25 protein-coding genes are annotated in these 25193 nt (G+C 50.9%); 19 read left to right on the top strand and 6 right to left on the bottom strand.

All coding sequences use genetic code 11. The features are described from left to right. Positions 1 to 102: 102 nt before the first annotated feature. Positions 103 to 1848: an alpha-glycosidase gene (locus AC4G46_RS17980; RefSeq protein ID WP_491123930.1), complete on the bottom strand. Its 1746-nt coding sequence runs from the start codon at positions 1846 to 1848 to the stop codon at positions 103 to 105. Between the two features lie 393 nt (positions 1849 to 2241). On the opposite strand from AC4G46_RS17980, the gene AC4G46_RS17975 reads away from it, so the two are divergent. From AC4G46_RS17975 to AC4G46_RS17960, 4 genes are all read left to right on the top strand, one after another. After that, positions 2242 to 3060: a transporter substrate-binding domain-containing protein gene (locus AC4G46_RS17975; RefSeq protein ID WP_221797414.1), complete on the top strand. Its 819-nt coding sequence runs from the start codon at positions 2242 to 2244 to the stop codon at positions 3058 to 3060. A gap of 154 nt (positions 3061 to 3214) precedes the next feature. Further along, positions 3215 to 3874 carry an amino acid ABC transporter permease gene (locus AC4G46_RS17970; protein WP_221797412.1) on the top strand — a complete coding sequence of 220 codons (660 nt, stop codon included), beginning with the start codon at positions 3215 to 3217 and terminating at the stop codon, positions 3872 to 3874. Continuing rightward, positions 3861 to 4583, top strand: a complete 723-nt coding sequence (locus tag AC4G46_RS17965) for an amino acid ABC transporter ATP-binding protein (protein WP_090712050.1) — start codon at positions 3861 to 3863, stop codon at positions 4581 to 4583. The genes AC4G46_RS17970 and AC4G46_RS17965 overlap by 14 nt, the downstream gene beginning before the upstream one ends. A 129-nt stretch (positions 4584 to 4712) precedes the next feature. Further along, entirely contained in the window at positions 4713 to 6242 is a 1530-nt protein-coding gene (locus tag AC4G46_RS17960) for a Ppx/GppA phosphatase family protein (protein WP_221797410.1), read from the top strand. Here the strand turns inward: AC4G46_RS17960 and ppk1 are convergent. Beyond that, positions 6190 to 8304 (bottom strand): polyphosphate kinase 1, encoded by a 2115-nt coding sequence (ppk1, locus tag AC4G46_RS17955; protein WP_491123929.1) that lies wholly within the window; start codon positions 8302 to 8304, stop codon positions 6190 to 6192. The two genes, AC4G46_RS17960 and ppk1, sit on opposite strands and share 53 nt — an antisense overlap. Positions 8305 to 8642: 338 nt before the next feature. On the opposite strand from ppk1, the gene AC4G46_RS17950 reads away from it, so the two are divergent. Beyond that, a complete protein-coding gene (locus AC4G46_RS17950; protein WP_491123928.1) occupies positions 8643 to 9317 on the top strand; it encodes a 3D domain-containing protein in 675 nt (224 codons plus the stop codon). 68 nt (positions 9318 to 9385) lie between these two features. Here AC4G46_RS17950 and AC4G46_RS17945 read toward each other — a convergent pair whose 3' ends face one another. After that, complete coding sequence (locus AC4G46_RS17945; RefSeq protein WP_491123927.1) at positions 9386 to 10270, bottom strand: polysaccharide deacetylase family protein; 885 nt, start codon at positions 10268 to 10270, stop codon at positions 9386 to 9388. 194 nt (positions 10271 to 10464) lie between these two features. Here AC4G46_RS17945 and AC4G46_RS17940 point away from each other — a divergent pair, with 194 nt between their 5' ends. The 10 genes from AC4G46_RS17940 (at position 10465) to AC4G46_RS17895 (ending at position 18105) form a co-directional block, all read left to right on the top strand. Beyond that, complete coding sequence (locus AC4G46_RS17940) at positions 10465 to 11505, top strand: NADH:flavin oxidoreductase/NADH oxidase (RefSeq protein ID WP_491123926.1); 1041 nt, start codon at positions 10465 to 10467, stop codon at positions 11503 to 11505. Between the two features lie 86 nt (positions 11506 to 11591). Further along, on the top strand, positions 11592 to 12296 hold the full coding sequence (locus AC4G46_RS17935; protein ID WP_491123925.1) for a dihydroorotate dehydrogenase electron transfer subunit: 705 nt from the start codon (positions 11592 to 11594) through the stop codon (positions 12294 to 12296). Positions 12297 to 12300: 4 nt separating this feature from the next. After that, the gene (locus tag AC4G46_RS17930; RefSeq protein ID WP_491128916.1) at positions 12301 to 13233 is read left to right on the top strand and encodes a dihydroorotate dehydrogenase; all 933 of its coding nucleotides are present in this window, start codon (positions 12301 to 12303) and stop codon (positions 13231 to 13233) included. A 63-nt stretch (positions 13234 to 13296) separates the two neighbouring features. Continuing rightward, on the top strand, positions 13297 to 13635 hold the full coding sequence (gene lpdD / locus AC4G46_RS17925) for a prenylated flavin chaperone LpdD (RefSeq protein ID WP_491123924.1): 339 nt from the start codon (positions 13297 to 13299) through the stop codon (positions 13633 to 13635). Positions 13636 to 13705: 70 nt separating this feature from the next. After that, positions 13706 to 14374, top strand: a complete 669-nt coding sequence (locus AC4G46_RS17920) for a PspA/IM30 family protein (protein WP_277469159.1) — start codon at positions 13706 to 13708, stop codon at positions 14372 to 14374. A gap of 126 nt (positions 14375 to 14500) precedes the next feature. Then, positions 14501 to 14911, top strand: coding sequence for a DUF350 domain-containing protein (locus tag AC4G46_RS17915; RefSeq protein ID WP_491123923.1), 411 nt, complete (start codon positions 14501 to 14503; stop codon positions 14909 to 14911). Positions 14912 to 14967: 56 nt separating this feature from the next. Beyond that, complete coding sequence (locus tag AC4G46_RS17910) at positions 14968 to 15474, top strand: DUF4178 domain-containing protein (RefSeq protein WP_090712033.1); 507 nt, start codon at positions 14968 to 14970, stop codon at positions 15472 to 15474. A 161-nt stretch (positions 15475 to 15635) separates the two neighbouring features. Then, complete coding sequence (locus AC4G46_RS17905; RefSeq protein WP_491123922.1) at positions 15636 to 16922, top strand: molybdopterin molybdotransferase MoeA; 1287 nt, start codon at positions 15636 to 15638, stop codon at positions 16920 to 16922. A 14-nt stretch (positions 16923 to 16936) separates the two neighbouring features. Beyond that, the gene (mobB, locus tag AC4G46_RS17900) at positions 16937 to 17602 is read left to right on the top strand and encodes a molybdopterin-guanine dinucleotide biosynthesis protein B (RefSeq protein WP_491123921.1); all 666 of its coding nucleotides are present in this window, start codon (positions 16937 to 16939) and stop codon (positions 17600 to 17602) included. Positions 17603 to 17757: 155 nt separating this feature from the next. After that, positions 17758 to 18105 carry a cupin domain-containing protein gene (locus AC4G46_RS17895; RefSeq protein ID WP_491123920.1) on the top strand — a complete coding sequence of 116 codons (348 nt, stop codon included), beginning with the start codon at positions 17758 to 17760 and terminating at the stop codon, positions 18103 to 18105. Positions 18106 to 18130: 25 nt separating this feature from the next. Here the strand turns inward: AC4G46_RS17895 and AC4G46_RS17890 are convergent, their stop codons facing one another. Next, positions 18131 to 19006 carry a pentapeptide repeat-containing protein gene (locus AC4G46_RS17890; RefSeq protein ID WP_491123919.1) on the bottom strand — a complete coding sequence of 292 codons (876 nt, stop codon included), beginning with the start codon at positions 19004 to 19006 and terminating at the stop codon, positions 18131 to 18133. A 59-nt stretch (positions 19007 to 19065) separates the two neighbouring features. Next, entirely contained in the window at positions 19066 to 20148 is a 1083-nt protein-coding gene (gene xerS / locus AC4G46_RS17885; RefSeq protein ID WP_491123918.1) for a tyrosine recombinase XerS, read from the bottom strand. A gap of 124 nt (positions 20149 to 20272) precedes the next feature. Here xerS and AC4G46_RS17880 point away from each other — a divergent pair, with 124 nt between their 5' ends. Both AC4G46_RS17880 and AC4G46_RS17875 read left to right on the top strand, forming a co-directional pair. After that, positions 20273 to 20782, top strand: a complete 510-nt coding sequence (locus AC4G46_RS17880; RefSeq protein ID WP_491123917.1) for a GNAT family N-acetyltransferase — start codon at positions 20273 to 20275, stop codon at positions 20780 to 20782. 116 nt (positions 20783 to 20898) lie between these two features. After that, positions 20899 to 22002: an AbrB family transcriptional regulator gene (locus AC4G46_RS17875; RefSeq protein ID WP_491123916.1), complete on the top strand. Its 1104-nt coding sequence runs from the start codon at positions 20899 to 20901 to the stop codon at positions 22000 to 22002. Positions 22003 to 22387: 385 nt separating this feature from the next. Here AC4G46_RS17875 and AC4G46_RS17870 read toward each other — a convergent pair whose 3' ends face one another. After that, positions 22388 to 23335: a Gfo/Idh/MocA family protein gene (locus AC4G46_RS17870; protein WP_491123915.1), complete on the bottom strand. Its 948-nt coding sequence runs from the start codon at positions 23333 to 23335 to the stop codon at positions 22388 to 22390. 285 nt (positions 23336 to 23620) lie between these two features. On the opposite strand from AC4G46_RS17870, the gene AC4G46_RS17865 reads away from it, so the two are divergent. Continuing rightward, complete coding sequence (locus tag AC4G46_RS17865) at positions 23621 to 23968, top strand: hypothetical protein (RefSeq protein ID WP_491123914.1); 348 nt, start codon at positions 23621 to 23623, stop codon at positions 23966 to 23968. Positions 23969 to 23983: 15 nt separating this feature from the next. Continuing rightward, positions 23984 to 25078: a glycosyl hydrolase gene (locus AC4G46_RS17860; RefSeq protein WP_491123913.1), complete on the top strand. Its 1095-nt coding sequence runs from the start codon at positions 23984 to 23986 to the stop codon at positions 25076 to 25078. Positions 25079 to 25193: the final 115 nt, after the last annotated feature.

Raw genomic sequence — 25193 nt, 5'->3', positions numbered from 1 at the left:
CTACATTAGGGCTTTTTTCATTTTTCACCAGAGTAAACTCATCTTTTTTATCCATAATTAGCTAACTATTTCAAAAAAATTTATGTTAGGTTTGCCGCATGTCTAGTGCAGGTTCCTGCACAAAATCCGGTAGCCGTAAGGGTCCAGGGAGATATGCATCAATCCGTCCTCAGGTGCTACACTGTCTCCGGTCAGCGCATCCTGCCAGTCGTCGGTCTCCATCGGATGGCTGAGTGTACGGGGAACAGGGGAGTTATTCATCCATACTGTGAAATGGATTTTCTCGTCAGCCCGCTCATACACAATGCAGGGATCGTTCTCACAGGCCTGCAGAATGCGGAAACGGCCTTCCCGCAGTGCTTTGTGCTGCTTGCGCAGTGCAATCATCATCCGGTAGAAATCATACAGCTCCCGGTCCTGCTTGGTTTTGTCCCATTCCATACATTTGCGGCAGTCGGGATCTTCATGGCCGGTTAAGCCGATCTCGTCGCCGTAATAAATGCAGGGCGTTCCCATAAAGGTAAAAAGAAATACAACCGCAAGCTTCAGCCGCCGTTTATCTTCACCAACTACAGTCAGCAGGCGGGGAGTGTCATGGCTGCCGAGCAGATTGAAGACGACCTCGTTCGTCTGCTGAGGATAACGCATCAGCAGGCCGCCGATCCGGTGTCCGAAGGTGATGCCGTCCATACCGCCGTTGAAAAATTCCAGCACAGTGCCGGAGAAAGGATAATTCATAACTGAATCGAACTGGTCGCCGAGCAGCCACGTCAGAGAATCGCTCCATACCTCTCCTACGATATAAGCATCCGGGTTGGCTGCCTTAACGACCTTGCGGAAATCACGCCAGAAATGATGATCCACCTCATTGGCCACATCCAGCCGCCAGCCGTCGACCTTAATCTCCTTGATCCAGTATTCCGCTACCTCCAGCAGGTAGTTTTTGACCTCGCGGTTTGCTGTATTGAATTTGGGCATATTGCCAAAAAAGCCGAAAGTGTCATAGGTAGGGATACCGTTGACAACCTCAGCGGGAAAGGAATTCATATGGAACCAGTCTTTGTATACGGAATATTCACCCTTTTCCAGCACGTCCTGAAACGGCGGGAACTGGTCACTGCAATGGTTGAATACAGCGTCAAGCATCACACGGATGCCGCGGCTGTGGCATTCTTCGACGACACGCTTCAGCAGCTCATTATCCCCGAAATGCGGGTCGACTCTTTTATAATCCACAATGTCATATTTATGATTGGAAGGGGAGACGAAGAGCGGCGTAAAATAGACCGCGTTGATCCCCAGCTCCTGCAGATCATCCAGATGCTCCAGTACACCTTGCAGATCCCCGCCAAAAAAATTGCCAAACTCCGGCTTCCCGCCCCAGGCTTCGGTACCTTCAGGGTCGTTGTCCGGATCACCGTTGGCGAAACGCTCGGTCATAATCTGGTAGAAGACAGCATCCTTCGCCCATTTGGGAACCTGAAAGAGGTCAATCTGATGTATATAAGGAAATTCATAAAAATGGCTCGGCGGCTGAGGACATTCCGGTCGGATGCTGTTATCCAGCAGATACACATTGTCCGAACCTTTGCTGACACGGAAGGTGTAGCTGAGCCGTTTGTATTTTGGCCGGACGGCACATTCCCAGTAATCGAATTTGTCATCCGAGGCTGCTTTTTCCATCATAATCTCATAAAAAGTATGGTCCCAGTCATATTTGTCACCGGTGAGGGCTGTAACACAGTCCACATCGTCCCGTTTGGTGCGCACACGCAGATGTATAGTTTTTGTATCGTAAGCATAGGCCCACTTGTCACGGGGCACATGGTACATAGCTTCCAGCAGCATGATCGCACCTCCTCAAAAGTTTTGTGAGCATAACCTGCCTGAGACCCATCGAGCAAAACTCACTTCGGAAGCATCCGCTTGGTTTTGTGAGCATAACCTGCCTGAGACACCTCGTGCAAAACTTGCTTCGCCTGGTTCAGGTAAATATTACCACCCGTGGTGTAGCTCTGAATCAGTCTGGTTATTTTGTGAACGGCTGGAGATAGTAGTAGTATACCCCTCTTTTCCTGGAATGTGCAAAAGAGCCGGGCTTGTCAAGAAACTGATAGCGTTTTCCTGTCAAAATACCATTTGATGATAAAAAATGTCTTTGCATATTCATACGCAGTGATTTATAATAAATCGGTCATGACAACCTAGATAACTTAATGAGAGAATAGGGGAGATATAAAGATGAAAAAATGGGGTAAACTTTCACTGGGAATGCTGCTTGCAGTTGGTCTTTTGGCAGGCTGCGGCAATAACAACGATAATGCTGCTTCAACAGATAACGCTGCAGGCAACACTGGCGCTGCTGCTGCCAAGACGCTGACACTGGGAACAAGTGCAGACTTCCCGCCGTACGAATTCCACAAAGTCATCGACGGTAAAGATACCATCGTAGGCTTTGATATTGATATTGCCAAGGATATTGCAGCTGACATGGGCGCAGAGCTTGTGATCAAGGATCTGCCATTTGACTCCCTGCTGAATGAGCTGTCCAGCGGAAGAATCGATCTGGTTATTTCCGGCCTTAGCCCGACCGAAGAACGCAAAAAAGCGGTTGATCTGTCCGACATCTACTACAAAGCCGAGCAGGCGGTAGTTGTACGTGAAGCTGATAAAGATAAATTCGCGACAATGGATGCCCTGAAAGGTGCCAAGATCGGTGTTCAGACCGGCTCCATCCAGGAAGAAATCGCAAAGGGCATTGAAGGCGCACAGCTGACCTCCCTGGGCAAAATTTCCGAAATCGTCCTGCAGCTGAACTCCAACCGTGTTGACGCTTCTATTATGGAAGGTCCGGTTGCCAAGTCTTTTGTCAAAAATGTTGAAGGACTGGTTATTACCGACGCCAAGCCTGAGGTTGAAGATGACGGCTATGTAATCGGCGTGAAGAAGGGCAACACGGAGCTGCTTAACCAAGTGAATACTACCTTGACCCGCCTGAACTCCGAAGGCAAGATCGAAGAGTATGTAGCGGCAGCAAGCGAGCTTGCTGAGAGCGAATAAGTTTTTGCCAAAAGATATAACCTGCGTTGCGGCCATCATATCTGTGGGGTTTCGTCAACCGCAGGGCAATGAATGCTCTTTAAGTAGAAAATAGCGGTAATACGCTGTTTTCTATTTTTTTGAAAAGGATAAGAAGAGGAGGTTTTGCCGTCAAATGAATATTTTTGATATGGCTTATGAATACCGCAATTTTTTCTTTGCAGGTCTGAAGTATACATTGCTGCTGGCAGTGCTCGGGGTGTTCTTCGGCTTCGTGCTGGGGATTATCGTTGCGCTGCTGCGCATGTCCAAGTGGAGAGTCCTGCGTTTCATCTCAACCGCCTGGGTTGAATTTTTACGCGGTACGCCAATGCTGGTACAGCTGTTCCTGATCCACTACGGCTTAACGGAGCTGGGACTGGAATTTACACCGATTCAGTCGGGGGCGATCACCCTTACGATTAACAGCTCGGCTTACCTGGCGGAAATCTTCCGCGCCGGTATTCAGGGTGTGGACCGCGGCCAGGTTGAGGCAGCACGTTCACTGGGGATGAAGCAGGGCATGACAATGCGCTATATCGTGCTTCCGCAGGCGCTTAAGAATGTACTGCCGGCAATCGGGAATGAGTTCATTACGATTATTAAAGAATCTTCAATTGTATCCATGATCGGGGTAGCGGATTTGTTCTTCCAGGCCAAGACGATTACAACGATTACTTACGAGGGTCTGACCCCTTATGTCATCATTGCGTTAATGTACTTTGTATTGACCTTTACCTTGTCCAAGCTGCTGGGCATACTGGAACGGAGGCTGAACACCGATGATCACCGTTAAGAATCTGCAGAAGCATTTCGGCAAGCTGGAAATCCTGAAGGGGATTGACCTGGAAATCAAGAAGGGTGAGGTTGTCGTCGTAATCGGCCCCAGCGGTTCGGGTAAAAGCACCTTCCTGCGCTGCCTGAACCTGCTGGAGGAGCCAACCGGCGGTGAGATCACCTTTGAAGGCCAGTCGATCACGGCTAAGAAGCATGATATTAATCAGACCCGTGAGAAAATGGGGATGGTGTTCCAGCAGTTCAATCTGTTTCCGCACATGTCGGTACTGCAGAATATTACCCTTGCCCCGCTGAAGGTGAAGAAGCAGCAGGCTGCGGAAGCGGAGAAGATTGCCGTCGATCTGCTGCGCACCGTAGGGCTTGAAGACAAACGCGATGCTTATCCGGCCCAATTGTCCGGCGGACAGAAGCAGCGCATTGCCATTGCGCGGGCGCTGGCGATGCAGCCGCATGTGATGCTGTTCGATGAGCCTACCTCGGCGCTTGATCCTGAAATGGTCGGAGAAGTGCTTGAGGTTATGAAGAAGCTGGCTGAGCAGGGGATGACCATGGTCATCGTAACGCATGAGATGGGCTTTGCCCGCGAAGTGGGTGACCGCATCCTGTTTATGGACGGCGGTTACATCGTTGAGCAGGGGACTCCGGCTGAAGTATTCGGCAATCCGCAGCATGCCCGGACCCAGGATTTCTTAAGCAAAGTGCTGTAAACATCCAATAACGGCCTCCGGATATGCTCCGGAAGCCGTTTTTATTTAACTACATATTATTTTGGCGTCAGGGCAATTGGTGATATAGTATAACAAATGGCCAATCAACTTGAAAAGGAGTACATACAGATGAGGAATGAACTTTGCCGGATTGGCATCATTGATATTGGTTCCAACTCCATCCGGCTCGTAATCTACGATACGACCCCGGAAGGCGGCTTCAAAATTATTAAAGAGTGCAAATACTCTGCGCGCCTGAGTGAGAAGATTACAAAGGAAGGCAGACTGGAGCGCAAGGATATGGATACGGTAATTCCGGTCCTGCGCCAGTTCAGGGAAATCTGCAGCGCCTTCGGTGTCGAGAAGATCCGTGCCGGAGCAACCGCAGCAATCCGCAATGCTTCCAACTCTGCCGAGATTATAGAATATCTGTCTTCAGCCTCTTCCATTACGATTGAGATCATTACCGGCTATCAGGAGGCCTATTTCGGATTCCTGGGAGTGATTAATGCCTCCGATGTCCAGGACGGATTCGTGATTGATATTGGCGGTGGCAGCACGGAGGTTACCCTGTTCCGCGGACGCCGGTATCAGCATAGCATCTCCTTCCCGTTCGGTGCGGTCAACACGAATCTATTGTTCAGCCATAACGGGAACTGGAATGCGGAGCAGGTCAAGAAGCTCCAGGCTTATGTGACCGGCAGGTTGGTCGAGCATGACTGGCTGGGAACCGGCGAAGGGCTGCCGCTATACGGCCTGGGTGGAACCCTCCGCTCCCTGGGCAAGCTTGACCAGAAAAACCGGGATTATTCCCTGCCGAATTCACACGGCTATACTTTATCCGGTGAGACGATCAACCGGTTCATGGAGATTCTGCCGGCTACACCTTTTGACAAGCGCAAGGAGCTGGACGGGCTGTCCAAGAGCCGCGCGGACATTATCGTTTCCGGGCTGATTATTTTCCATACGGTATATCATTATATCAAGGCAAGCCAGGCTGTAATCAGCGGGGAAGGGCTGCGTGAGGGCATGCTGCATGATCTGCTGCGGCCGGAGCAGCCGGTATGTGACAGTGCACTCGAATTCAGCCTGGACAGGATCATCCGCTTTGACATTCACACCTCCAAGCAGCATCTCGATCATATCAACAAGCTGGCCCAGCGTTTATTCAGCGCCTTTGAGCTGGGCGGGGACAGGGCGGAGCAGGAGATGCTGATCTATGTCTCGGTCATGCTGCATCGCACAGGCTCCAACATTAACTACTACCAGTCCAAGCGGCATACCCGCTACTGGCTGATGAATTCACCGATCCGCGGGCTGAGCCACCGCCAGCTGATACTCTGCGCCCTGATCGCCTCCTACAGCACAAAAAGCCGGAAGCAGAAACTGTCCCAGGCGCATAAGGACATTTTGCTGGCTTCCGACGAAGATCTCATTCATAAGCTGGGCACGCTTGTACAGCTGAGCATCGCGCTGGACAGCACCGAGATCGGCATCATCCGCGATCTCAGCGTCCGCCTGCACGGCGGAACGCTCGATCTGGAACTGCATGGTACGACAACCGTGCTTATCGGCCAGGAGGACATTGAGAACGCCCTTAAGGCGTTCAGGAATGCTTGGGCGGTGAAGATAAAGCTCGGCTACCTTTCCAACGGCTGACATCCATAGCGGCGAACTGGCTCCGGAACGGGGCCTTTTTGTCGTCCGGGCGTTCATAATAACCATTAGGCTGGAGGAAGCTTGCTTTTACGTTGTCATTTAACGACATCTCCAGAACCTTGACAATCTGCTTCCTGATGACACTGTCCTTCACCGGACACATCAGTTCAATCCGCCGGGTCAGATTACGCGTCATCCAGTCTGCACTGGACAGGTACACCTCCGGCTTGCCACCGTTCTCAAAATAGTAAATCCGGGAGTGCTCCAGGAACCGGTCGACGATGCTGCGCACCGTGATCCGCTCGCTGAGGCCTTCAATGCCGGGACGCAGGCAACAGACCCCGCGGACGATCAGATCGATGGAAACCCCGCTTTGGGCTGCGCTGTACAGATTGTCGATGACCTCCTGGTTGGAGAGCGAGTTCATCTTGGCGATAATCCGTGCAGGCCGTCCTGCGGCGGCATGTTCCGCTTCGCGCAGAATCAGCTTCTGCAGCGACAGGCTCATATTGGTCGGTGCCACGATAAAGGCATTCCAGTTATAGTTTGCCGAATAGCCGGTCATTTGATTGAACAGCTCGGAAGCATCCAGCCCGATCTCATCGTTCGCAGTGAACAGACTTAGATCCGTATAAGCCTTGGCTGTGCTGTCGTTATAGTTGCCGGTGCCGACATGCACATAACGGCGCAGCTCATTGCCTTCCTGGCGGACAATCAGCGTAACTTTGGCATGCGTTTTGAGGCCGACAAGGCCATACACGACATGGCAGCCGGATTGCTCCAGCTTGCGCGCCCAGGCGATGTTACGCTCCTCGTCAAACCGGGCTTTCAGCTCAACGACGACAGTAACCTGTTTGCCGGACTCGGCAGCATGGGCGAGTGCAGCAATCAGCGGGGAGTTGCCGCTTACGCGGTACAGCGTCATTTTGATGGCCATGACGGATTCGTCCTCGGATGCCTGGGTAATGAAATCGACCATGGCGTCAAAAGATTCATATGGATGATATACGAGCACATCGCGTTCGCGAAGCACCTCGAAGAAATCCTCGTTCTCATCAAACTCCACCGGATACTGCGGTTCAATCGGCGCGTCATACAGGTAGTTGAAGCCCTTCAGACTGCCCGCAAAGCCGCGCAGAAACCCGAGATCAAGCGGCCCTTCAATCTCGAATACGAAATCCTCCAGTTCAAATTCAGCCTGCAGCTGCTCAAGTGCATATGGGTGTATGCCTTTTTGTACTTCCAGCCGGGCCGGTACGCCGCGGCGGCGTTTGCGCAGCTCCTTTTCGATCTCCTCTAGCAGATCCTCCGCACCTTCCTCATCAATAGTCAGGTCAGAATTGCGCGTCAGGCGGAATTCGTTAACAGCTACAGGCTCATAGCCGCTGAACAAGGTCTGGATGTGATGGCGGATCACGTCTTCAATGAACACGAACTGCCGTTTTTTGCTGTTGGAGCGGTGGGGAAGGGGGATACATCTCGGCAGATTGGACGGAATTTGCAGAATAGCAAAATAAGGCTCTTCTTCCTGAGCATTCTTACGGGTAAGCACGACAGCAAGATAGATGAACTGGCTGTGCACAAGCGGAAAAGGACGGCTCTGGTCAACGGCCATCGGTGTAAGCACCGGGAAGATGATATCCCGGTAATATTCCTCTATGGACTGCTCCTGCGCATGAGTAAGGTCTTCATAATTGACGAATACAATGCCTTCCTTGTGCAGATTCCGGGACAGGTCGCGGAAGGTGCGGTACTGGTCGGCGATAATTTTGGTGACACGTTTGATCAGACGTTTGTATAAGCCTGAAGGCGTATATCCGGTAAAATCCTTTTTGGTGTAGCCTGCTCTAATCTGATCCTGGATTCCTGCAACACGGACACTGATGAATTCATCAAGGTTGCTGGACACGATCGCCAGAAACTTTGCCCGTTCCATCAGCGGATTCTCGGGATCCTGCGCCTCCAGCAGTACCCGGCGGTTAAATTCAATCCAGCTGAGATCACGGTTAAGATATGCAGTAGCAGGGCTGTTGTGGATGTTTTTTTTGTCTTCTGTACTCACGTTGATTGACCCTCCAAGTATGCTTCAATGTCTAAATGGTCTAAACTTATTAACCTTATTCTATTATTCTACTATCTGCCACAGCTAGAAATGTTAACTCTGTGTAAAATTTTTGCCGCCGTCTTGCGGGCTTTCGTATTTTTTTGGCACTACAACTGCAATTCTAACAGAATGGTAACATTTTCTTAGGCATTGGTTACAAAATTGTGATATATTCGATACTGTCATTTAACAAAATACTGCATCTTAGCTGCCGGGCAAAAAGGCAGCCAGGTCCAGAATGATTTCGGTGTGAGAACGGTAAATTCCTGCACACCCCCTTATTGAAGGAGGAACACATGAAGAACAAATCCAAAGCTTTTGCCATTTTTGCAGCCGCTCTCGGGATCAGCACGATGCTACATACAGCCCCCGTTCAGGCAGACAGCGTACATATTGCAGGCGCGACTACAACTTATTATACTCTATCTACTTATTATGGCATTAACATCAGTGAAATTATGAATGCCAATCCGGATGTAGCTGCGGGTAATATTTATCTCGGCCTGAGCCTTACTATCCCCGGTGTTACAGCACCCAAGGATACGGTATCGATGAAAACCTCCGCCGTTTCCGAGGCCTCCATTATCACAGCGAGCCTGAACGTCGAGTCTGCTACAAATACAGTAGAGGCATGGGGCAAGGCATTCAGCTATGAAAAAGTGATCCAGGTAAAAGCCTCCGCTTATTCCTCTGCGGCAAGCGAGAATGGTGGATGGGGCGCCGTCGATTATTTTGGAAATCCGCTGAAGCTCGGAACCATTGCTGTTGATCCAAGCGTCATCCCGCTCGGCACCAAGGTTCTGGTGACCGGCCACTCACACCCGGGTCTGCCCAAGATGGCCTTCCTGGCCACGGCAACGGATACAGGCAGCGCCATAAAGGGTAACCGGATCGATATCTTTATTCCGGGCAGCCAGAGCTCGGTAGCAGAATTCGGATTCCAGTATGTAAACCTGTTTATCATTGACTAGACCAGCTGTATAGATCCTCTCACAAGCAAAACGGATACCGACCTGTAAAGGAAGGTATCCGTTTTTTGTTATTTGTTTTTAGACACCTGCAGCATATGAGGAACGGTAACGAAGATGTAGCCTCTTTTACGCATGATGGTAATCACCTCGGGCAGTGCCTGGATCGTGCCTTGCAGATTGCTGCCTTTACCGCCGCCTCCGTGCTGCAGAATGATGGCTCCTTTGCCCGCGTGTGCCACAATATTATTTCTGACCTGTGACTTGGTCAGGCTCCGCCAGTCCAGAGAATCCACATTCCAGTTCACCAGCTTGTAGCCGCGCGCCTTGGCCCATTTAAGCTGGACCTCGCTGATATCCCCGTAAGGAGGCCGGATCAGGCGCGGCTTGTAACCGGCGAGTGCCGAGATGATATTTTCAGTACGGATGATCTGGGTACGGAATTCTTTCATGCCCAGCTTGCCGAATTCTGGATGGTTGTAAGAGTGGTTACCGATAACATGGCCTTCACGTATAATTCGTCTAACAAGCTCCGGATGCTTCTCAGCCCTGCTGCCAACGACGAAGAATGTAGCCTTAACCTGATATTTGCGCAGAACATCCAGCAGCTGCGGAGTGAACCGCGGGTCAGGCACATCATCGAAGGTCAGCGCGATCATCCGGGTTCTCGGACCCTGTGTGAGGATGGTTTCCGGATATTTGCGGATCAGCTGGCTGAGAGTCAGGCTCTTGCTGCTCTTGCTGCGCTTGTTGCGCCGGGCTGCGGCCTGGAGCGAAGAGCCTGCGGGGACAGACTGCTCCGGTTTTTCTTTCATTTCCTGCTGTTGTCCGGGGCCGGTTGCCTGCGCGAATAATGCTCCGGAAGCTGCTGCAGACGGGGGAGTGCTTTGAGTAACAGCCGCTATCAGCAGACAGAGCAGAATATATATTTTCCTGTACCTTAGCAGATGCTCCATGCCGCATTGCCTCCTTATAAAACAGCCTTCAGCCAATGACTGGTTCTCTTGTTATCCCCCGCCCGCAGCGGATTTATGCCGGACTTTTGTCCGGCGGACAAAATTACAACACCATCAAAAATCCGTGTATACTAAACATATTCGGGAGATTAACCCGGCCAACAAACATAGCTCAGTGAAAGAAGGGGACGGAAATGTCTGAATTGTTTACGCCATATGAAATAAAAGCGCTGGTTTTGAAAAACCGGGTTGTCATGCCGCCAATGTGCCAATATGCGGTTGAACAGGAAGACGGCGTACCCGGTGACTGGCATTTCGTGCATTATGTCAGCCGGGCGGTCGGCGGGACCGGCTTCATTATTGTAGAGATGAGCGGCGTACATCCGGATGGGCGGATCACCAAGAAAGATACGGGTATCTGGGACGACGGGCAGATCCAGGCTTACCGCAGAATAACAGATGCAGTACATGCCCATGGAGCCAAGATTGCGATTCAGCTGGGTCATGCTGGACGCAAAGCGCTTGATGCCAATCCGCCTGTTGCCCCTTCGGCTATTCCCTTTGATGAACGCTCCAAAACGCCGCAGGCACTCAGTGCGGAAGGCATCGCTGAGATGATTAATGCATACCGTGAGGGAGCAAGAAGGGCAGTGGAGGCCGGCTTTGATACGGTTGAGCTGCATGGTGCGCACGGTTATCTGATTCACCAGTTCCATTCACCGCTTACAAATATCAGAGATGATGAATACGGGACGGACCCGATCCTGTTCGGAGAACAGGTGGTGCAGGCTGTCAAGGAAGTCCTTCCGCCGGAGATGCCGCTGATCATGCGCGTGTCAGCCAAGGAATATGTGGCAGGGGGTTACGATGAGTCCTATGCGCTGGAATTTTGCCGCCGTTACAAGGCTGCCGGAGTGGACATGTTCCATGTCTCCTCGGGCGGTGAAGGGCCGATTGGTTCGGGAGGTGTCCCTAACGCAGGACCCGGATATCAGGTTGACCTGGCAGAGCATATCCGCAGCGGGCTTCAAATCCCGGTAATCGCAGTCGGCCGGCTGGATGATTATAAGGAAGCTGAGGCTGTAATCGAGGAGAAAAAGGCAGAGCTGGTAGCGGTAGGAAGAGGTTTGCTGAGTGATCCGTATTGGGCGCTGCATGCAGAAGAAGCACTTGGCGGAGTGGATAAAGCAAATGTGCCTGTGCCGTATGAACGCGGAGTATGGAAAAGAAAATAGATCGTTCATATTGTGAAGTATGTCACAGATTTTAGGCTCCTTCTAAGGCATGGTTAATAAGATAAAATTTGAAGGAGCTTGATAACGTGGCGACGGTAATAAGTAACGAGCGGCTGGCTAATGGAGTGTACCACCTTCGGGTTCAAGGAGATTACGGCGGTAAAATGGGTCAATTCTACATGTTGCGGGCATGGGGAGCCTATCCGCTGCTGTCAAGGCCCCTTAGCATACATCAAGTGAATGATGATGGTGTGGAATTTCTGTATCACGTTGTAGGTGAGGGAACCGAGCTCTTTGCGGAGCTGAACCCGGGAGATAAGGTTCAGCTGGAAGGACCTTTCGGCAACGGATTCCCTGAAGTGGAAGGGAAGATTGCCCTGATCGGCGGGGGAATCGGAATTGCACCGCTGTATTATTGCGCCCGGCAGCTTCCGGACAGTGATGTGTATCTGGGCTTCAGCAGAGAGGCCTTCCGGACAGAAGCCTTCCGGCCGCTCGCTGCAGAGCTTACCGTTGATGTCGGCGGACTGATTCTGGACAGCGTAGACTTTGACAGCTATGACCATATTTTTGTCTGCGGCCCGCAGCCGATGCTGAAGGCGGCACAAAGGAAGGGAGCCGCTGCAGGTGCGGGCGGCAGACGCCCGAATGTGTATCTGTCGCTGGAAAACCGGATGGCCTGCGGCATCGGAGCCTGTCTGGTGTGCAGTGTATCCTGTCTGGACGGCCAGCGCAAAGCCTGCGCAGACGGCCCTGTATTTCTTGCCGAGGAGGTTGTTTTCCATGATTAATACTATGGTTAATACTACAGCGACAATCGCTGGCGTTCATTTCAAGAACCCGGTCGTAATGGCTTCGGGTACGTTCGGCTTCGGCAAAGAATATGGCAAGCTGTATGATGTATCCATGCTGGGCGGCATTTCCGGCAAAGGCCTTACGCTGCAGGCCAAAGCGGGAAATCCGGGAATCCGCGTTTACGAGACTGCTTCCGGGCTCCTGAACAGCGTCGGTCTGGAGAATCCGGGGGTGGAGGCATTTCTGAGTAAGGAGCTGCCTTACTGGGAGACCCTGGATACGGCACGGATCGTGAACCTGGGCGGCAATACCCTGCCGGATTATGTGCTGGGCGCGGAGCTGATCCAGCGTGATGCCGATGAGCGGGCGCAGGCGGGCAAGCAGGCTGTAGATATGATTGAACTCAATATCTCCTGTCCTAACGTCAAAGAAGGCGGTATCGCCTTCGGGGTGAAGACACCTGCCGCGAGAGAGGTTGTACGGGCCGTGAGAGCTGCCACCCGTCTGCCGCTGGCCGTGAAATTGTCCCCGAATGCAGAGGATATCGCAGAGATGGCAGAGATGTGCGAGGCGGAGGGAGCTGATGCCGTATCGCTGATTAACACGATCTCCGGGATGAAGATCGACGTGCGCCGCCGCCGCAGTGTCTTTAATAACCTGTATGCCGGCCTGTCCGGACCTGCCATTAAGCCGGTGGCACTGCGCATGGTGCACCAGGTAGCACACAGGGTGTCTATTCCTGTAATCGGAATGGGCGGAATTACCTCCGCCACGGATATCATTGAATTTATTATGGCTGGTGCAACGGTTGTCCAGGTAGGAACCTACAATTTCATGAACATGCGTGCGGGCAGTACGCTGGTTGAGGAGCTGCATCAGTTCATGCTGGAGGAGAGTATCACATCACTTGATGAGATTCGCGGAATTGTCTAGAATTCTTGCCTGCCTGAGATACTGGTATGTACCGGGGTTAATATAAGGTAGGGAGGGATCGGTTTGTCTTTGGAAGATGCGGGATTTGAGGATATTGAGCTGTCAGCTACGGATGTTGGTAATGATCTGCTGCTGGTCATTACCGGAGGTGTCCGTCATATCGGTGCTTCAAGCACAGCTTATCTTGACGGTGGAACTGTCCATGCATCAACAACGGCGGTTCCCCACCATAAGGAGCATACGATCAGCGAGAATATTGCGCTCAGAGCCGCCGCTGCACTAAACCGGACGGTCACAGTGGTAATGGGTATTCATTATGACAATCTGAGTAAAGAAGGTATTATGCAGATTGTCACAATTGTTAATAATAAAGTGGATCAATATTTGGCGCAACAAAAATGAAACGATATTGGCACTCCCTGCGTAAAAGATACTAAATGAGCAGTTAACTTTTATTTTGGAGGAATGAACCATGTCTATTTTTAAAAGATTGCGTGATTTGACCATGTCCAACGTAAATGCGATTATTGACAAGGCTGAAGACCCGATTAAGATGACCGACCAATATATCCGGGACATGACCGAGGATCTGGAGGATGCCGAGAAGGCCGTGGCCGCCCAGATTGCCATTGAGAAGAAATTCAAGCAGCTGTATGAAGAGCAGGAGGCGCTTGTAGCCAAACGTAACCAGCAGGCCCACACTGCCGCTCAGGCCGGTAACGTTGATCTGGCCCGCAGAGCGCTGGAAGAGAAGAAATCTGCCGAAGCCAAGCTGGTTGAATACAAAGCAAGCTTTGACCAGAACAAGGCATCTGCTGACAATCTGCGTGCCAAGCTGGATGAAATGCGCAAGCAGCTTACCCAGATGAAGAACAAGCGAGAGACGCTGGTTGCCCGTTATAACGCGGCTAAGGCGCAGACTGAGATCAACAAAGCAATGAGCGGATTCAGCTCCGATTCGGCGTCAGCCGGTCTGAAGCGCATGGAGGAGAAGATGCTCGCCGCAGAAGCACAGGCTGAAGCGAGCAACGAAATGAATTCCGGCAACAAATCGCTGGATGACGAATTCGAGAAGCTCGGCAAGGATCAGGCTGTTGAAGATGAGTTGGCAGCCCTGATGAAGCAGTACGACAAGCAGTAATATAGCAGAGTTCACCGGTTTCTTGGCCGGTGCCTACAGGCGGAGGAGAGACAGAAGCGTTTCTCCTTCGCCTTATCTATGCTTACTGTACCGGTCAGGAAAAATGAACAAGCGGGGGCTAAAGGAATGGATTTCCATACTCTGGTGTCCATGGTTGTGTGGACGGTGAGCGGCGCAGTGCTGCTGTTTGCGCTGATGTTCGTGGATTCGCTGTTTACCCGTTATAACGATCTGGAGGAGTTAAAGGCAGGCAACATGGCTGTGACAGCCCGTTTTCTGCTCAAGCTGCTGGCACAGGGCTATATCCTGTCCTGTTCCATTGCATCTTCCAGCAGTCTGGGAGACGCACTTGTCGTATCCATCGTCTCCTTCTGGCTGCTGTTTATAGTAGAGAAGTCTGTGGAGCTGCTCCTTAGCAGATGGGGCAAAATTGATCTGGATCACGGAACCCGGCTTGGCAAAATCGGCTACGGTCTGCTGGCGGGCTCCCTGCATCTGAACGGAGCTCTGATTATCGCCGCATTTATCCGGGGATAAAGCGGATGGGTCAACGATGGAAGGTACTAATATCTTTTCAAAAGGAATGATGGATAGTGAGCATCTGGAAAAGAATCGGCAATATCTTCTCCAAGCCTCCGGCACCGCAAGCGCCCAAAAGTATGCTGAATCTCGCGCCCGGGGATATCTGCGAGGTTTCATTGGTTACCTATGAGGTAACCGGACGGACAATGACCAGCGGACGGAATGCAGTCGTTCTGACGCTGCGCGACGGCAGCCGGATCGCATATCTGCATGTAGAGGAGCGGGAGCAGCTGCAATATGCGCTTTACGAGCCTATAGATGGACGTCTGGACAATCCGGCTGAGGTGCCGGCAACTCTGGAGCTGGATGATTATACCTTTTACCTGGAAGAAGAATACGAAGGCTATGCTGCAGTTACAGGCCAGACTCCGTACATGAACGGGGGAACCCAGCATGTCTGGCAGTACCAGTCCGATAATTACCGGCTGCTGCGGGTGGAGTGGCAGAACGGACGGTTTATGCTGTACGAAGGGGAAAAGATTATTCCGGGCGATGTCCGGGTCATCCGGGCTTCTTAGAATCACTCGCTTTTTTTAAATTTAAAGAATAGGATGCCTGTGCGGCTTAGCGCGGGTGTCCTTTTTTTGCGTTTTATGAGCTTTTGTGACAGTAAATTTAACTTTACAACGCCTCATGTTACTATAGTGTAAGTAAATCATCATGGTTAACGGAGGTATACATGGACAGACATCGCGATAATGCAGACCAGAAATTCCAGCGCAAAGCGCTGCAGGTACAGGAAGCCCAGGCACGGGTTATGCAATATGCCAAGCCGCTTGGTACAGAGGAGGTGCCGCTAGGCCAATGCTGCGGACGTGTTCTGGCGGAGCCGCTCCGTGCACCGCATCCGTTTCCGGCGTTTAAACGTTCAGGAATGGACGGTTATGCGCTTAGGGCGTCTGACACTTTGTCCAGTAATACCGGGGAGCCAGTCTGGCTGGAGGTTATAGACAATATTCCGTGCGGAGCAGTAGCATCTGCAGAGATAACGGAAGGGACGGCAGCGCGGATCATGACCGGGGCACAGGTACCCGAAGGTGCAGATACGGTAGTCATGATTGAAATCACGGAATCCAGAGAGTCTGACGGGAAAACCTTTGTGGGCCTTCGTAAGCCGCAGCAGGCGGGCAGCAACATTACACCTGTTGGCTTTGAATTACAGGAAGGTGAGCTTGTCCTGCCGGCCGGACGCACCATTGCTGCAGGCGATATTGCCGTGCTGGCCGCATTCGGGTTCCCGGTTGTAAAGGTGCAGCGGCGGCCGAAGGTTGCTGTTTTTGCCACCGGGACAGAGCTGCTGGAAGTCGATGAACCGCTGCAGCCGGGAAAAATCCGCAACAGCAATTCCCCGATGCTTGAAGCGCTGGTAAGAGAAGCCGGAGGAGAGGCGGTAATGCTAGGCGCGATTGCTGATGATCTGGAGCTGGCCCGCAGCAGGGTGCAGATGGCGCTGGAAAACTATGATTTGGTGATTACGACCGGTGGAGTCTCAGTCGGTGATTACGATATTATGGGAGATTTGGTCCGGGAAAAAAGCGGGGAAATGCTGTTCAACAAGGTCACGATGCGTCCGGGAAGCGTCACTACGGCTGCTGTACGCGGTGGCAAGCTGCTGCTTGCATTGTCGGGTAATCCCGGAGCCAGCTTTGTAGGTTTTCACCTGTTTGCCCGCCCGGTTATTTCGCTGATGCTGGGAACGGAGAACCCGTTGCTGCCGGAAATGAGCGCTTTTATGGGTACGGATTATAGCAAGGTTAACAACTATACCCGGTTTGTACGCGCCAGACTGGCCATCCGAGACGGGATGATCCATGCCTATCCTGCGGTAATTGATGAATCCTCCGTCATGGTAACCATTAAGGACAGTGACTGTCTGATTGTTGTTCCGCCGGAAGCACGCGGATTAAAGACCGGGGACAAGGTGAAGGTGTTGAAGCTGCCAGGTGAACTCCGCGGGCAGGAATGAGAGGGGGTAGGTTGATGCGCCACTTGAATAACCGCACCGTGAGAGGAAGGCTGCGCCCGCAGAAGAACTCTAGTCGGCGCGTCGCCGGAGAGCAGAGAAGGAGTGTAAGTCCGCCTGTAACTCCGGGAAGAGACAACGACCGGTCCGCATGCAATAAACCGGCTGTCTGCCAGATCGTCGGCTATAAGAACAGCGGCAAAACATCACTGGTCTGTGCGCTTATCCCTTTACTGAAGCAGGGAGGGAAGCGGGTAGCAATTATCAAGCATGACGGGCATGATTATGACATGGATCATCCCGGGACGGATACGTGGAAACAGCGTCAGGCCGGCGCCATGGCGGTTGCCATTACAAGTCCGGTACGAACGTCTGTAATTGAAGAACGGGGCAGCAGCTTATCCGAGCTGATTACGGGTTTTGCCGGTTACGATTATGTTCTCGTGGAAGGATTCAAGCAGGAGGCTTACCCGAAAATTGTGCTGATCAGAAGGCCGGAGGATCTTGAATTACTGCAAATTGCCCCGAATATTGCGGCAATTGCCGCATGGGAACCAATGATCCCATATATCCATTCGGCAGTTCCGCAGCTGCAGGCACAGGTTTTTGAAATCAACGATACCGCAGAGCTGGCTAACCTTTTACACCAACAACGATCAGATTTTCAAAATTTCAACATATGAAAAATTCATAATAGAATGCTATTAAATTACAGACATGCTTATCAGCGGCTTTTTTAATACAGGGATAAAGGACGGGCGGCGCCACACCCTAAGGGGAGAAACGGCGCCGCCCGCACTGCGTAAATGAGGCGTACATAGAAAGGAGAGAGCTGCAATTGAAAGTAAGCAAACATAATGCAGAGCACTATATTTGGGGAGATCAGTGTGACGGCTGGCATCTAGTCCAGGATGAAAAGCTCAGTATCATCCATGAGCGGATGCCGGCCAATACTGCAGAAGTAAGGCATTATCATGAGAAGTCCCGGCAATTTTTCTTTGTGCTGTCCGGTACGGCTACGCTGGAGGTTGCTGGCGTTGAATATACCCTTAATTCACAGGAGGGAAAAGAGGTGCAGCCGCTTATTCCGCATCAGATGCTAAATAAATCTGATAAAGACGTTGAGTTCCTGGTTACTTCCCAGCCGCCCAGTAAGGGCGACCGTATATTATCAGTAAAACTATGAATTAGTAAGAACGGCGGACCAGAGGCTAGTGCGGTTTCCGGCCGGACCAGTGATCAGGCTTTGTCAGCGTCGCGGGCAGCCTGGTGGCTGCATCCCCCTTGGCGGCATTCACCTGAAACTGGGTCAGGAACAGGCTTGTAGAAAGATCTGCGCCGCAGATCTTCGTGTCCCGGAAATCGGCCCCGATCAAGTCGGCAGCGCGCAGGTCAGCTCCGCTGAGGTCGGCAGCGATCAGGTAAGCGCCGCGCAGGCTGACACAGCGCAGATCGGCTTTTTTCATCCGGGCGCCGATCAGATCGGCACCGCGCCCGTAGTTTTTCTGGCGCGGCGGCGCCGGCTTCAGACTGTTGCGGACGGCCTGCCTGGTTAGCTCGCTTGCCTGCAGCAGCAGCTCATTGATTTCATAACGCAGGCCCGGTATATCGAGCTTTAGCACGGCCTCTGGCTCCTGCAGCGTAAGCTGCTCAGTTGTGTCCTTTGCTGCTGTTAGAGCAGCATGGACAGGAGCCGCTGCAGGCCAGCTAAGCGCCTCAGTTATATACCACAGCAATTCATGCAGCTGGCGCATTACAGGGAAGACTTCAAACATCCGGGCCGCTGTAGAAGGGGCCTGGCGCCAGTCAACACCGCTGTAGGTAATCATGGATACTTTTTGTCCTGCGCCAAAGCAATCATAGACGGTGCAGCCGCGCATACCGGAATCTCTCAGCCGGTTATGGATTCCGCAGCGAAAATCCTCCTTCAGGTTGTGACAGGGCTGACCGGCTGCTTTATCCATCGCAAAGTCGGAAGACAGGGCAAAAGGCAGAGCCGCACAGCATAGACCGAAGCATTGCCCGCAGTCTGCACGCAGGCGAAGCAGCTCATTTTCAGAATTTATATATTCTTGGTTATCAGACAACGAAAATTCCCTCCAGCAATAAAAATAAAAAGTACAGAGTGCTTACAAGTAACCTTACCTTAGCTATCCTGACGGCGCTCGATCGCTTCAGACATCGTTTTGTCAGTCAGATGGGCATAGACCTCAGTCGTTTCTGTTGAGGCATGTCCAAGCTGCTCCTTTGTCTTGTAGATATCATTCTGCAGATAATAGTCTGTAGCGAAGGAATGGCGCAGCTTATGTACCGTCAGGTAAGGCTTGCCAAAACGTTTGGCATATTTAATAATCATCTCCTGAATGGCCCGCTTGGTCATGCGCTTGCCTTCCTGGGCGCCGTTAGGGAGGGCAATAAAGAGGGCCTTTTCACGTTTTGGTGTTTTATAACGGGTCTGACGGAGGCTTATATACTGGGCCAGGTCATCTTTGGCTTGCTCCCGGAAATAGACGGGCGTCTTAAAGGTTTCATCGTTGTTGCCTTTACGGTACACGTAGAGCAGCTTGTTGTTTATGTCCAGATCGTCGATGTTCAGATTGACTACCTCGGATACCCGCAGGCCGGAGTTCAGAATAAGACTGGCAATGCAGGCATCACGCTCACGGTTCTGCTGGAACGAATAGTAAGCCTGTTTGTTGGATTCTACATCCCGCCCATAACCTTCATAAATGTATCCTACAAACTCCAGCAGCTCCTCTTCTTCAAGAATTTTACCTTTTAGCTTGGCGGCCGTATCTTTAGGCTTGTGGATGCGCTTGATTTCAACCTTGGCCATAATATTGCGCTTCAGCAGCGGATAAAAGTTCTCATCTTCGGCTATCTGGCTCAAATAATGGAACAGGGAGCGCAGGGCAGACAGCTTGCGGGACACCGTAACCCGGGAGTTGGCACTTTCAGCGCGGGTTGTGAGATACAGACGGTAACCAACTATACTGTCCATGTGCAGAGTCTCCAGCTCAAGCAAAGTAATGTTTATGTTACTGTCCGCAGCGGACAATCCTTCAGCCCGGAGCCAGCCGAAAAAGGATTCATAATCCCTTAGATACTCCAGCAGGGTGGAAGGGGAAAGATCCGGGCGTTTATAGTCAATGAACTGCTGGACAAACCATGGCATGTGGACTACCCGCTGATCCAGATGCTTGCGGTCGCTGTTTTTTTGTATGCTCATGACGTTCACCTTCTTCTGAGTTTGCATAATTAGAAAATATAGGCTGTATGTATACCGGCGTTTGTCTATTTTATCATAAAGTTATATGATGTGTAGTAAAACGTGAAGCACAGAGGTGAGCCTAATGGAACTTGGAATCGAGCTGGTTCCCAAGGAGCAGAAGCAGATTATCAGCAGGCTGATGCAGTTTTATCTTTATGATTTTACCCGCTATCTGGATATTCAGGTGGACCGTGAGGGCAATTTTCCGGCCTATCCCGGCCTTGAAGCTTACTGGAGCAGCGGTAACAATAAATTTGCTTATCTCTTTACTGCGGACGGAAACATCGCCGGCTTTGCGCTGGTGGACCGCCTGCTGCGGGACCCGGAAGGGCAGTTTTATATGACGGAATTTTTCGTAATGCAGAAGTATCGCCGCAGCGGGGTAGGCACATGGGCAGCACACAGGCTGTTTGATATGTTCCCGGGAGACTGGAAGGTCTCGCAGATCCGCGCGAATACACCGGCCCGCAATTTCTGGCACAGGGTAATCGGGGCGTACACGAACAATGAGTTCAAGGAACGCTTTAATTCGCGGCAGGGCAATCCAAGCCAATACTTCAGTACCGTTAATGCGGCCGGAGTCAAAAAATAACAAACATGCTGCGCCTGCTCCGAGAGCAAAGCCTGTCAGCTACGGCTGCAGGCTTTGCTTGTGCTGCCCATAAACGCTATACAGTTCAGGCAGGCTGAATGGAAGAGAGGTTTAATATGAAAGAATCAAAAATGGTTCCGGGTCCGCTTAAAATGGTGGTTACACTAGCCACTGCGCTTGCCGGCGGAGGTCTGTTTATACTGCTGGGCCTGCCGGTTCCATGGCTGCTCGGACCGATGATCGCAACTCTGATCGGTGCTAACCTGAAGAAGCAGTACTACACCTGGCCCGGCCCGCTCCGAAACAGCGGGATGATCATTGTTGGCTATACGATCGGCCTTTCGTTGACCGCACCTGCACTGAAGGAAATAGCAGGACAACTGCCGTCGATGCTGCTGCTTACGGGGCTGCTGCTGCTTTTTTGTGCTGGAATTGCTGTCATCGTCTCCAAAATATCAGGAATGAATTATAAAACGGTTCTGCTCGGCAGCATACCCGGCGGCCTGACGCAAATGATTGTGCTGGCAGAGGAATCAGATGATGTTAATCTCACGGTTGTGACCGTTATTCAGGTTATCCGCCTGATGATGATCATTATTTGCGTGCCTTTGCTGATATTCAGTCCGCTTTTTGGGCCCGGCACAGGTTCGGAAGAGGTTATACCTCTGGTAACGGCAGTCTCACCCTCATTGCGGGAGTTATACCCGAATTTCTTTATTTACGCCTTTGCCTGCACATTGTGTGCCGTCGCCGGACAGAAGGTGAAATTTCCCACAGCCTATCTGCTTGGTCCGGCCCTTGTTACTTCGGTCCTCCAGCTCAGCGGACTTACCGGCCCCATACTGCCAGACCTGATGCTGAATGCGGCCCAGCTGATGATAGGTGTGTTCGTAGGGCTGCTGCTCGATCCGCGCAGGCTGAATAATAAGCTGGTAACCTTGCTGCTGGCCGTTCTAAGCAGTGTGGCGCTGATAAGCGGTGCTTACATAATGAGCCTGCTGTTTGCTTATTTCGATGAGGTATCCGTTTCTACTGCGTGGTTAAGCCTGGCACCGGGCGGGATGGATCAGATGAGCCTGATTGCCCATGAAGTAGGGGCCGATCTGCCGACTGTGGCGGGTTATCAGCTGTTCCGGACGTTTTTTATCTTCTTTGCCGTTCCGCCGCTGTTTAAGCTGATTTTCCGTGGGAAGAAGAGGGAAGCTTCCACAACAGGTTAACATAGCTATAGTTATGTTAACCATCCTTCTGTTAATAGAGCTAATTGGAAATTGGAGGTAAGGAATAAACAACTTCCTCAATATTAGTTAACATAACAATAAATATGTTAACATGATTTTTTCGATGTAAAAACACCATAATATACCACCTTGGGACGCGACCTTCTCAACCGATTTTTCTCATTATTTACCTTATTTCAACATATGAAAAATTCACATTAATAAACCCCAAATATACAGTTCGCACTGCCACAAACTGCTCCACGGATAAACCTCTGCACTCCCTAACTACAAAAAACATGAAAAAGGAAGGGGATAACCCCTCCCGGAAATAACGAAACATTTGACAATGAAATCTAAATATCCAGATAAAATCGGTCGGCTGCTAATGGTGCAAGTCTGATAGGCGTTTTTTCAGCTCAATTGCTGTATTAATAGCAGACAGGGCGTGATTCAACGAAAGTACGGATTCTGTTCCGTCCCTGAAGCATTCCAGAGCATGCCGCAGGCTTTGTTCAAAAGGGTTGACTTTGTCCAGCGGGATCTCCTGACGGTCGGCCTGCCCGTATACGTAAAGAGCAGTATCTATGCCGCCCTGCATATCATCTTTTTCATAAAATTCCAGCTTGGCGTGCTCAAAATAAGCCTCATACCCTACAGTAAACGGATAGGCCGAAGGCATTAATGAGACTGCAGTAACCTGCGCATTAATCTGCGGTGTGTTGAAGGTGGCCTGTACCAGTGCCTGACCTGCTTCTGCGTCCTGAGTACCCCAGACACCCGTTGCAGAAGCGCCGTTCAGCAGCCAGTCTATAAAATCCAGCTCGTGAATCATCAGGTTGGTCGTAATGCTATCCAGTCCCAAATTGCCCCACAAAGGCGGGGTTTCTCGGATCAGGCTCACTTTTAACAGGCGGCCGTATTTTTTTTGCTGAACGGCTTCATACAGATATTGATAGGCCGGGTCAAATTTGATGAACTGGTTGACCAGTACTCTTTTTTCATAATGGGTTTCAGCGCGCTTCATGGCTAACGCATCCTCGGCCGTCAGGCAGACCGGCGTCTCACAGAATACATGCTTCCCGGCTTCAAGCGCCATCAAAGTAAACTGTTTATGTAAGGCTGAGGGCAGACATATGTCAATGATATCAAGGCCGGGGTCATTAATTACTTCTTCAATCGAGGTGCTGGTTTCCACGCCTAACTCTTCCTGCAATTTCTTCAGCTTTTCTTCATTTCGTCCAAAGACGACTATGCGTCCGGCAACTCCAGATTGATGTAAAAGGCTGGCATGGTAAGCACCAAACCCGGTCCCAAGTATTCCAATATTCATCATTAACAGCTCCTTTTGTGTTATACAACCATAATAAATAACTATTGTTGACAACAGAGTGGCATAAATGTACATGAACTTTTACAGATAGTTGTCAGAATTCCCTCTTAAAAATGGCGGGATAGATTACAAAGTTTTACTCTTGCTTTCAAGGATATATATGGTAAAATAAAAAATAAAACGAACAAACGTTCCCGTTATGGAGATGTTATCTAGTCTTCAGTATCCCAAATCCGGCGGTTCGGCAGCCTTTATATAGATATTTTCCGATGAGGAGTGGTGGGAATGGATAGAAACGATAGAATGTGGCAGATGATCAGTGCGGTGAAATCTACAGTTACGGACCCGGCGTGGACAGCCAGCTATAGGGAGCTGCTCAGGCAGCCTGTTAATCCTTGTATAAGTGATGAAGCAAAAGATCTGCTGGAATTGTTGTATTCGGTACAGGGCAAACGGATTTTAACCGGTCAGCATGAGTATATAGAAGACCCATATAACTATGGCGGACAAATTTATGACAAGACGGGTAAACGGCCCATGCTAAAGGGGTTTGAGTTTGGCGGCATCAGCGGCCAGAATGAAGCGCTTCTGGCTGAGCAGAGAGGAAATATTGTCACTGCGGCCAAGGCTTGATATGATGCCGGGGGAATGGTTACCGCTACCTATCATCAGGTGTATCCGGGAACTGCCCTGACATGGCCCAATGTTCAACGTGACACCACCCCGGCTGAGTTTGACCAGATTCTTACACCGGGGACGGTTCTTCATACAGCCTTTCTTGCTGCCATTGACGAGGTGGCTGTCTATCTAAAGCAGCTTAGAGACTATAAGATTCCGGTACTCTGGCGGCCTTATCATGAGATGAACGGTGACTGGTTCTGGTGGGGAGACAAAACGAATTTCAATGCTTTATGGGAGCTCATGTATCAGCGGTATACCCGTTATCATGGACTTAACAACCTCCTGTGGGTATGGAGTGCAAATGCCAACAATGAGTGGACCAAGCCTGCCAGAGATTACTATGTCGGGCACAACCGGGCGGATGCACTCGGATTTGATATCTACGACAATGCTTATTACTATTCCAATTACGACGAGCTGCTCTATCTGGCAGAAGGTAAGATTATCAGCGTAACAGAGAATGGGCAGCTGCCGGACATGACCCGGACAAGCCTCCGCCAGTTCAAATTATCGTGGTTCATGACATGGGGCAGTTATCTGACAGACAAAAATACCGATGCAGTGATTCAGACAGTCTATAATCATCCGTTTGCGCTGAACCGCGGGGACTCTTTTACACCGGTCGTTGTTCCGCCTATCACAGCGGCTGACGGTATATTAGGAAACTACTATTTCGGCCAGAACTTCAATACGCTGAAGGTTACCAAGGTCGTGCCGACTGTTCATTTCAATTGGACATCCAGCACTACCATTAATTCATGGAACATGACAGTAAGATGGACCGGTTTTGTGCAAGGCATCCATGATGAGGAGTATACGTTCTATGTCCAGTCGTCTGATGGGATCAGACTTTGGATTGATAATATATTGATCATTGACGACTGGACGGTACATGGAACACAGGAGGTGTCCGGAACTGCAGTGCTGGCCGCCGGTAAGCAGCATCGCATCAAGCTGGAGTACTTTAACAACCAGGATACACAGGCTAATGTTAAGCTCTCCTGGGAAAGTGCAAGCACGGTAAAAGAAGTGATCCCGCAAACTCAGCTCTACAGTGTATAAAGGCTCCGGCCGGAAGCTTTGCCTGAAGTTTGTTTACAACCGTTCTTTTGGTCTGATACATTGAATATATAAGCTCTTATTGACAGAAGAACGGCAAGAACTAAGGTTGAGAGGC

It is taken from the genome of Paenibacillus sp. fava2, assembly GCF_058313675.1.
Note: the sequence above shows the minus strand (reverse complement) of the source record. Positions and strands in the feature narration are given on the sequence as shown.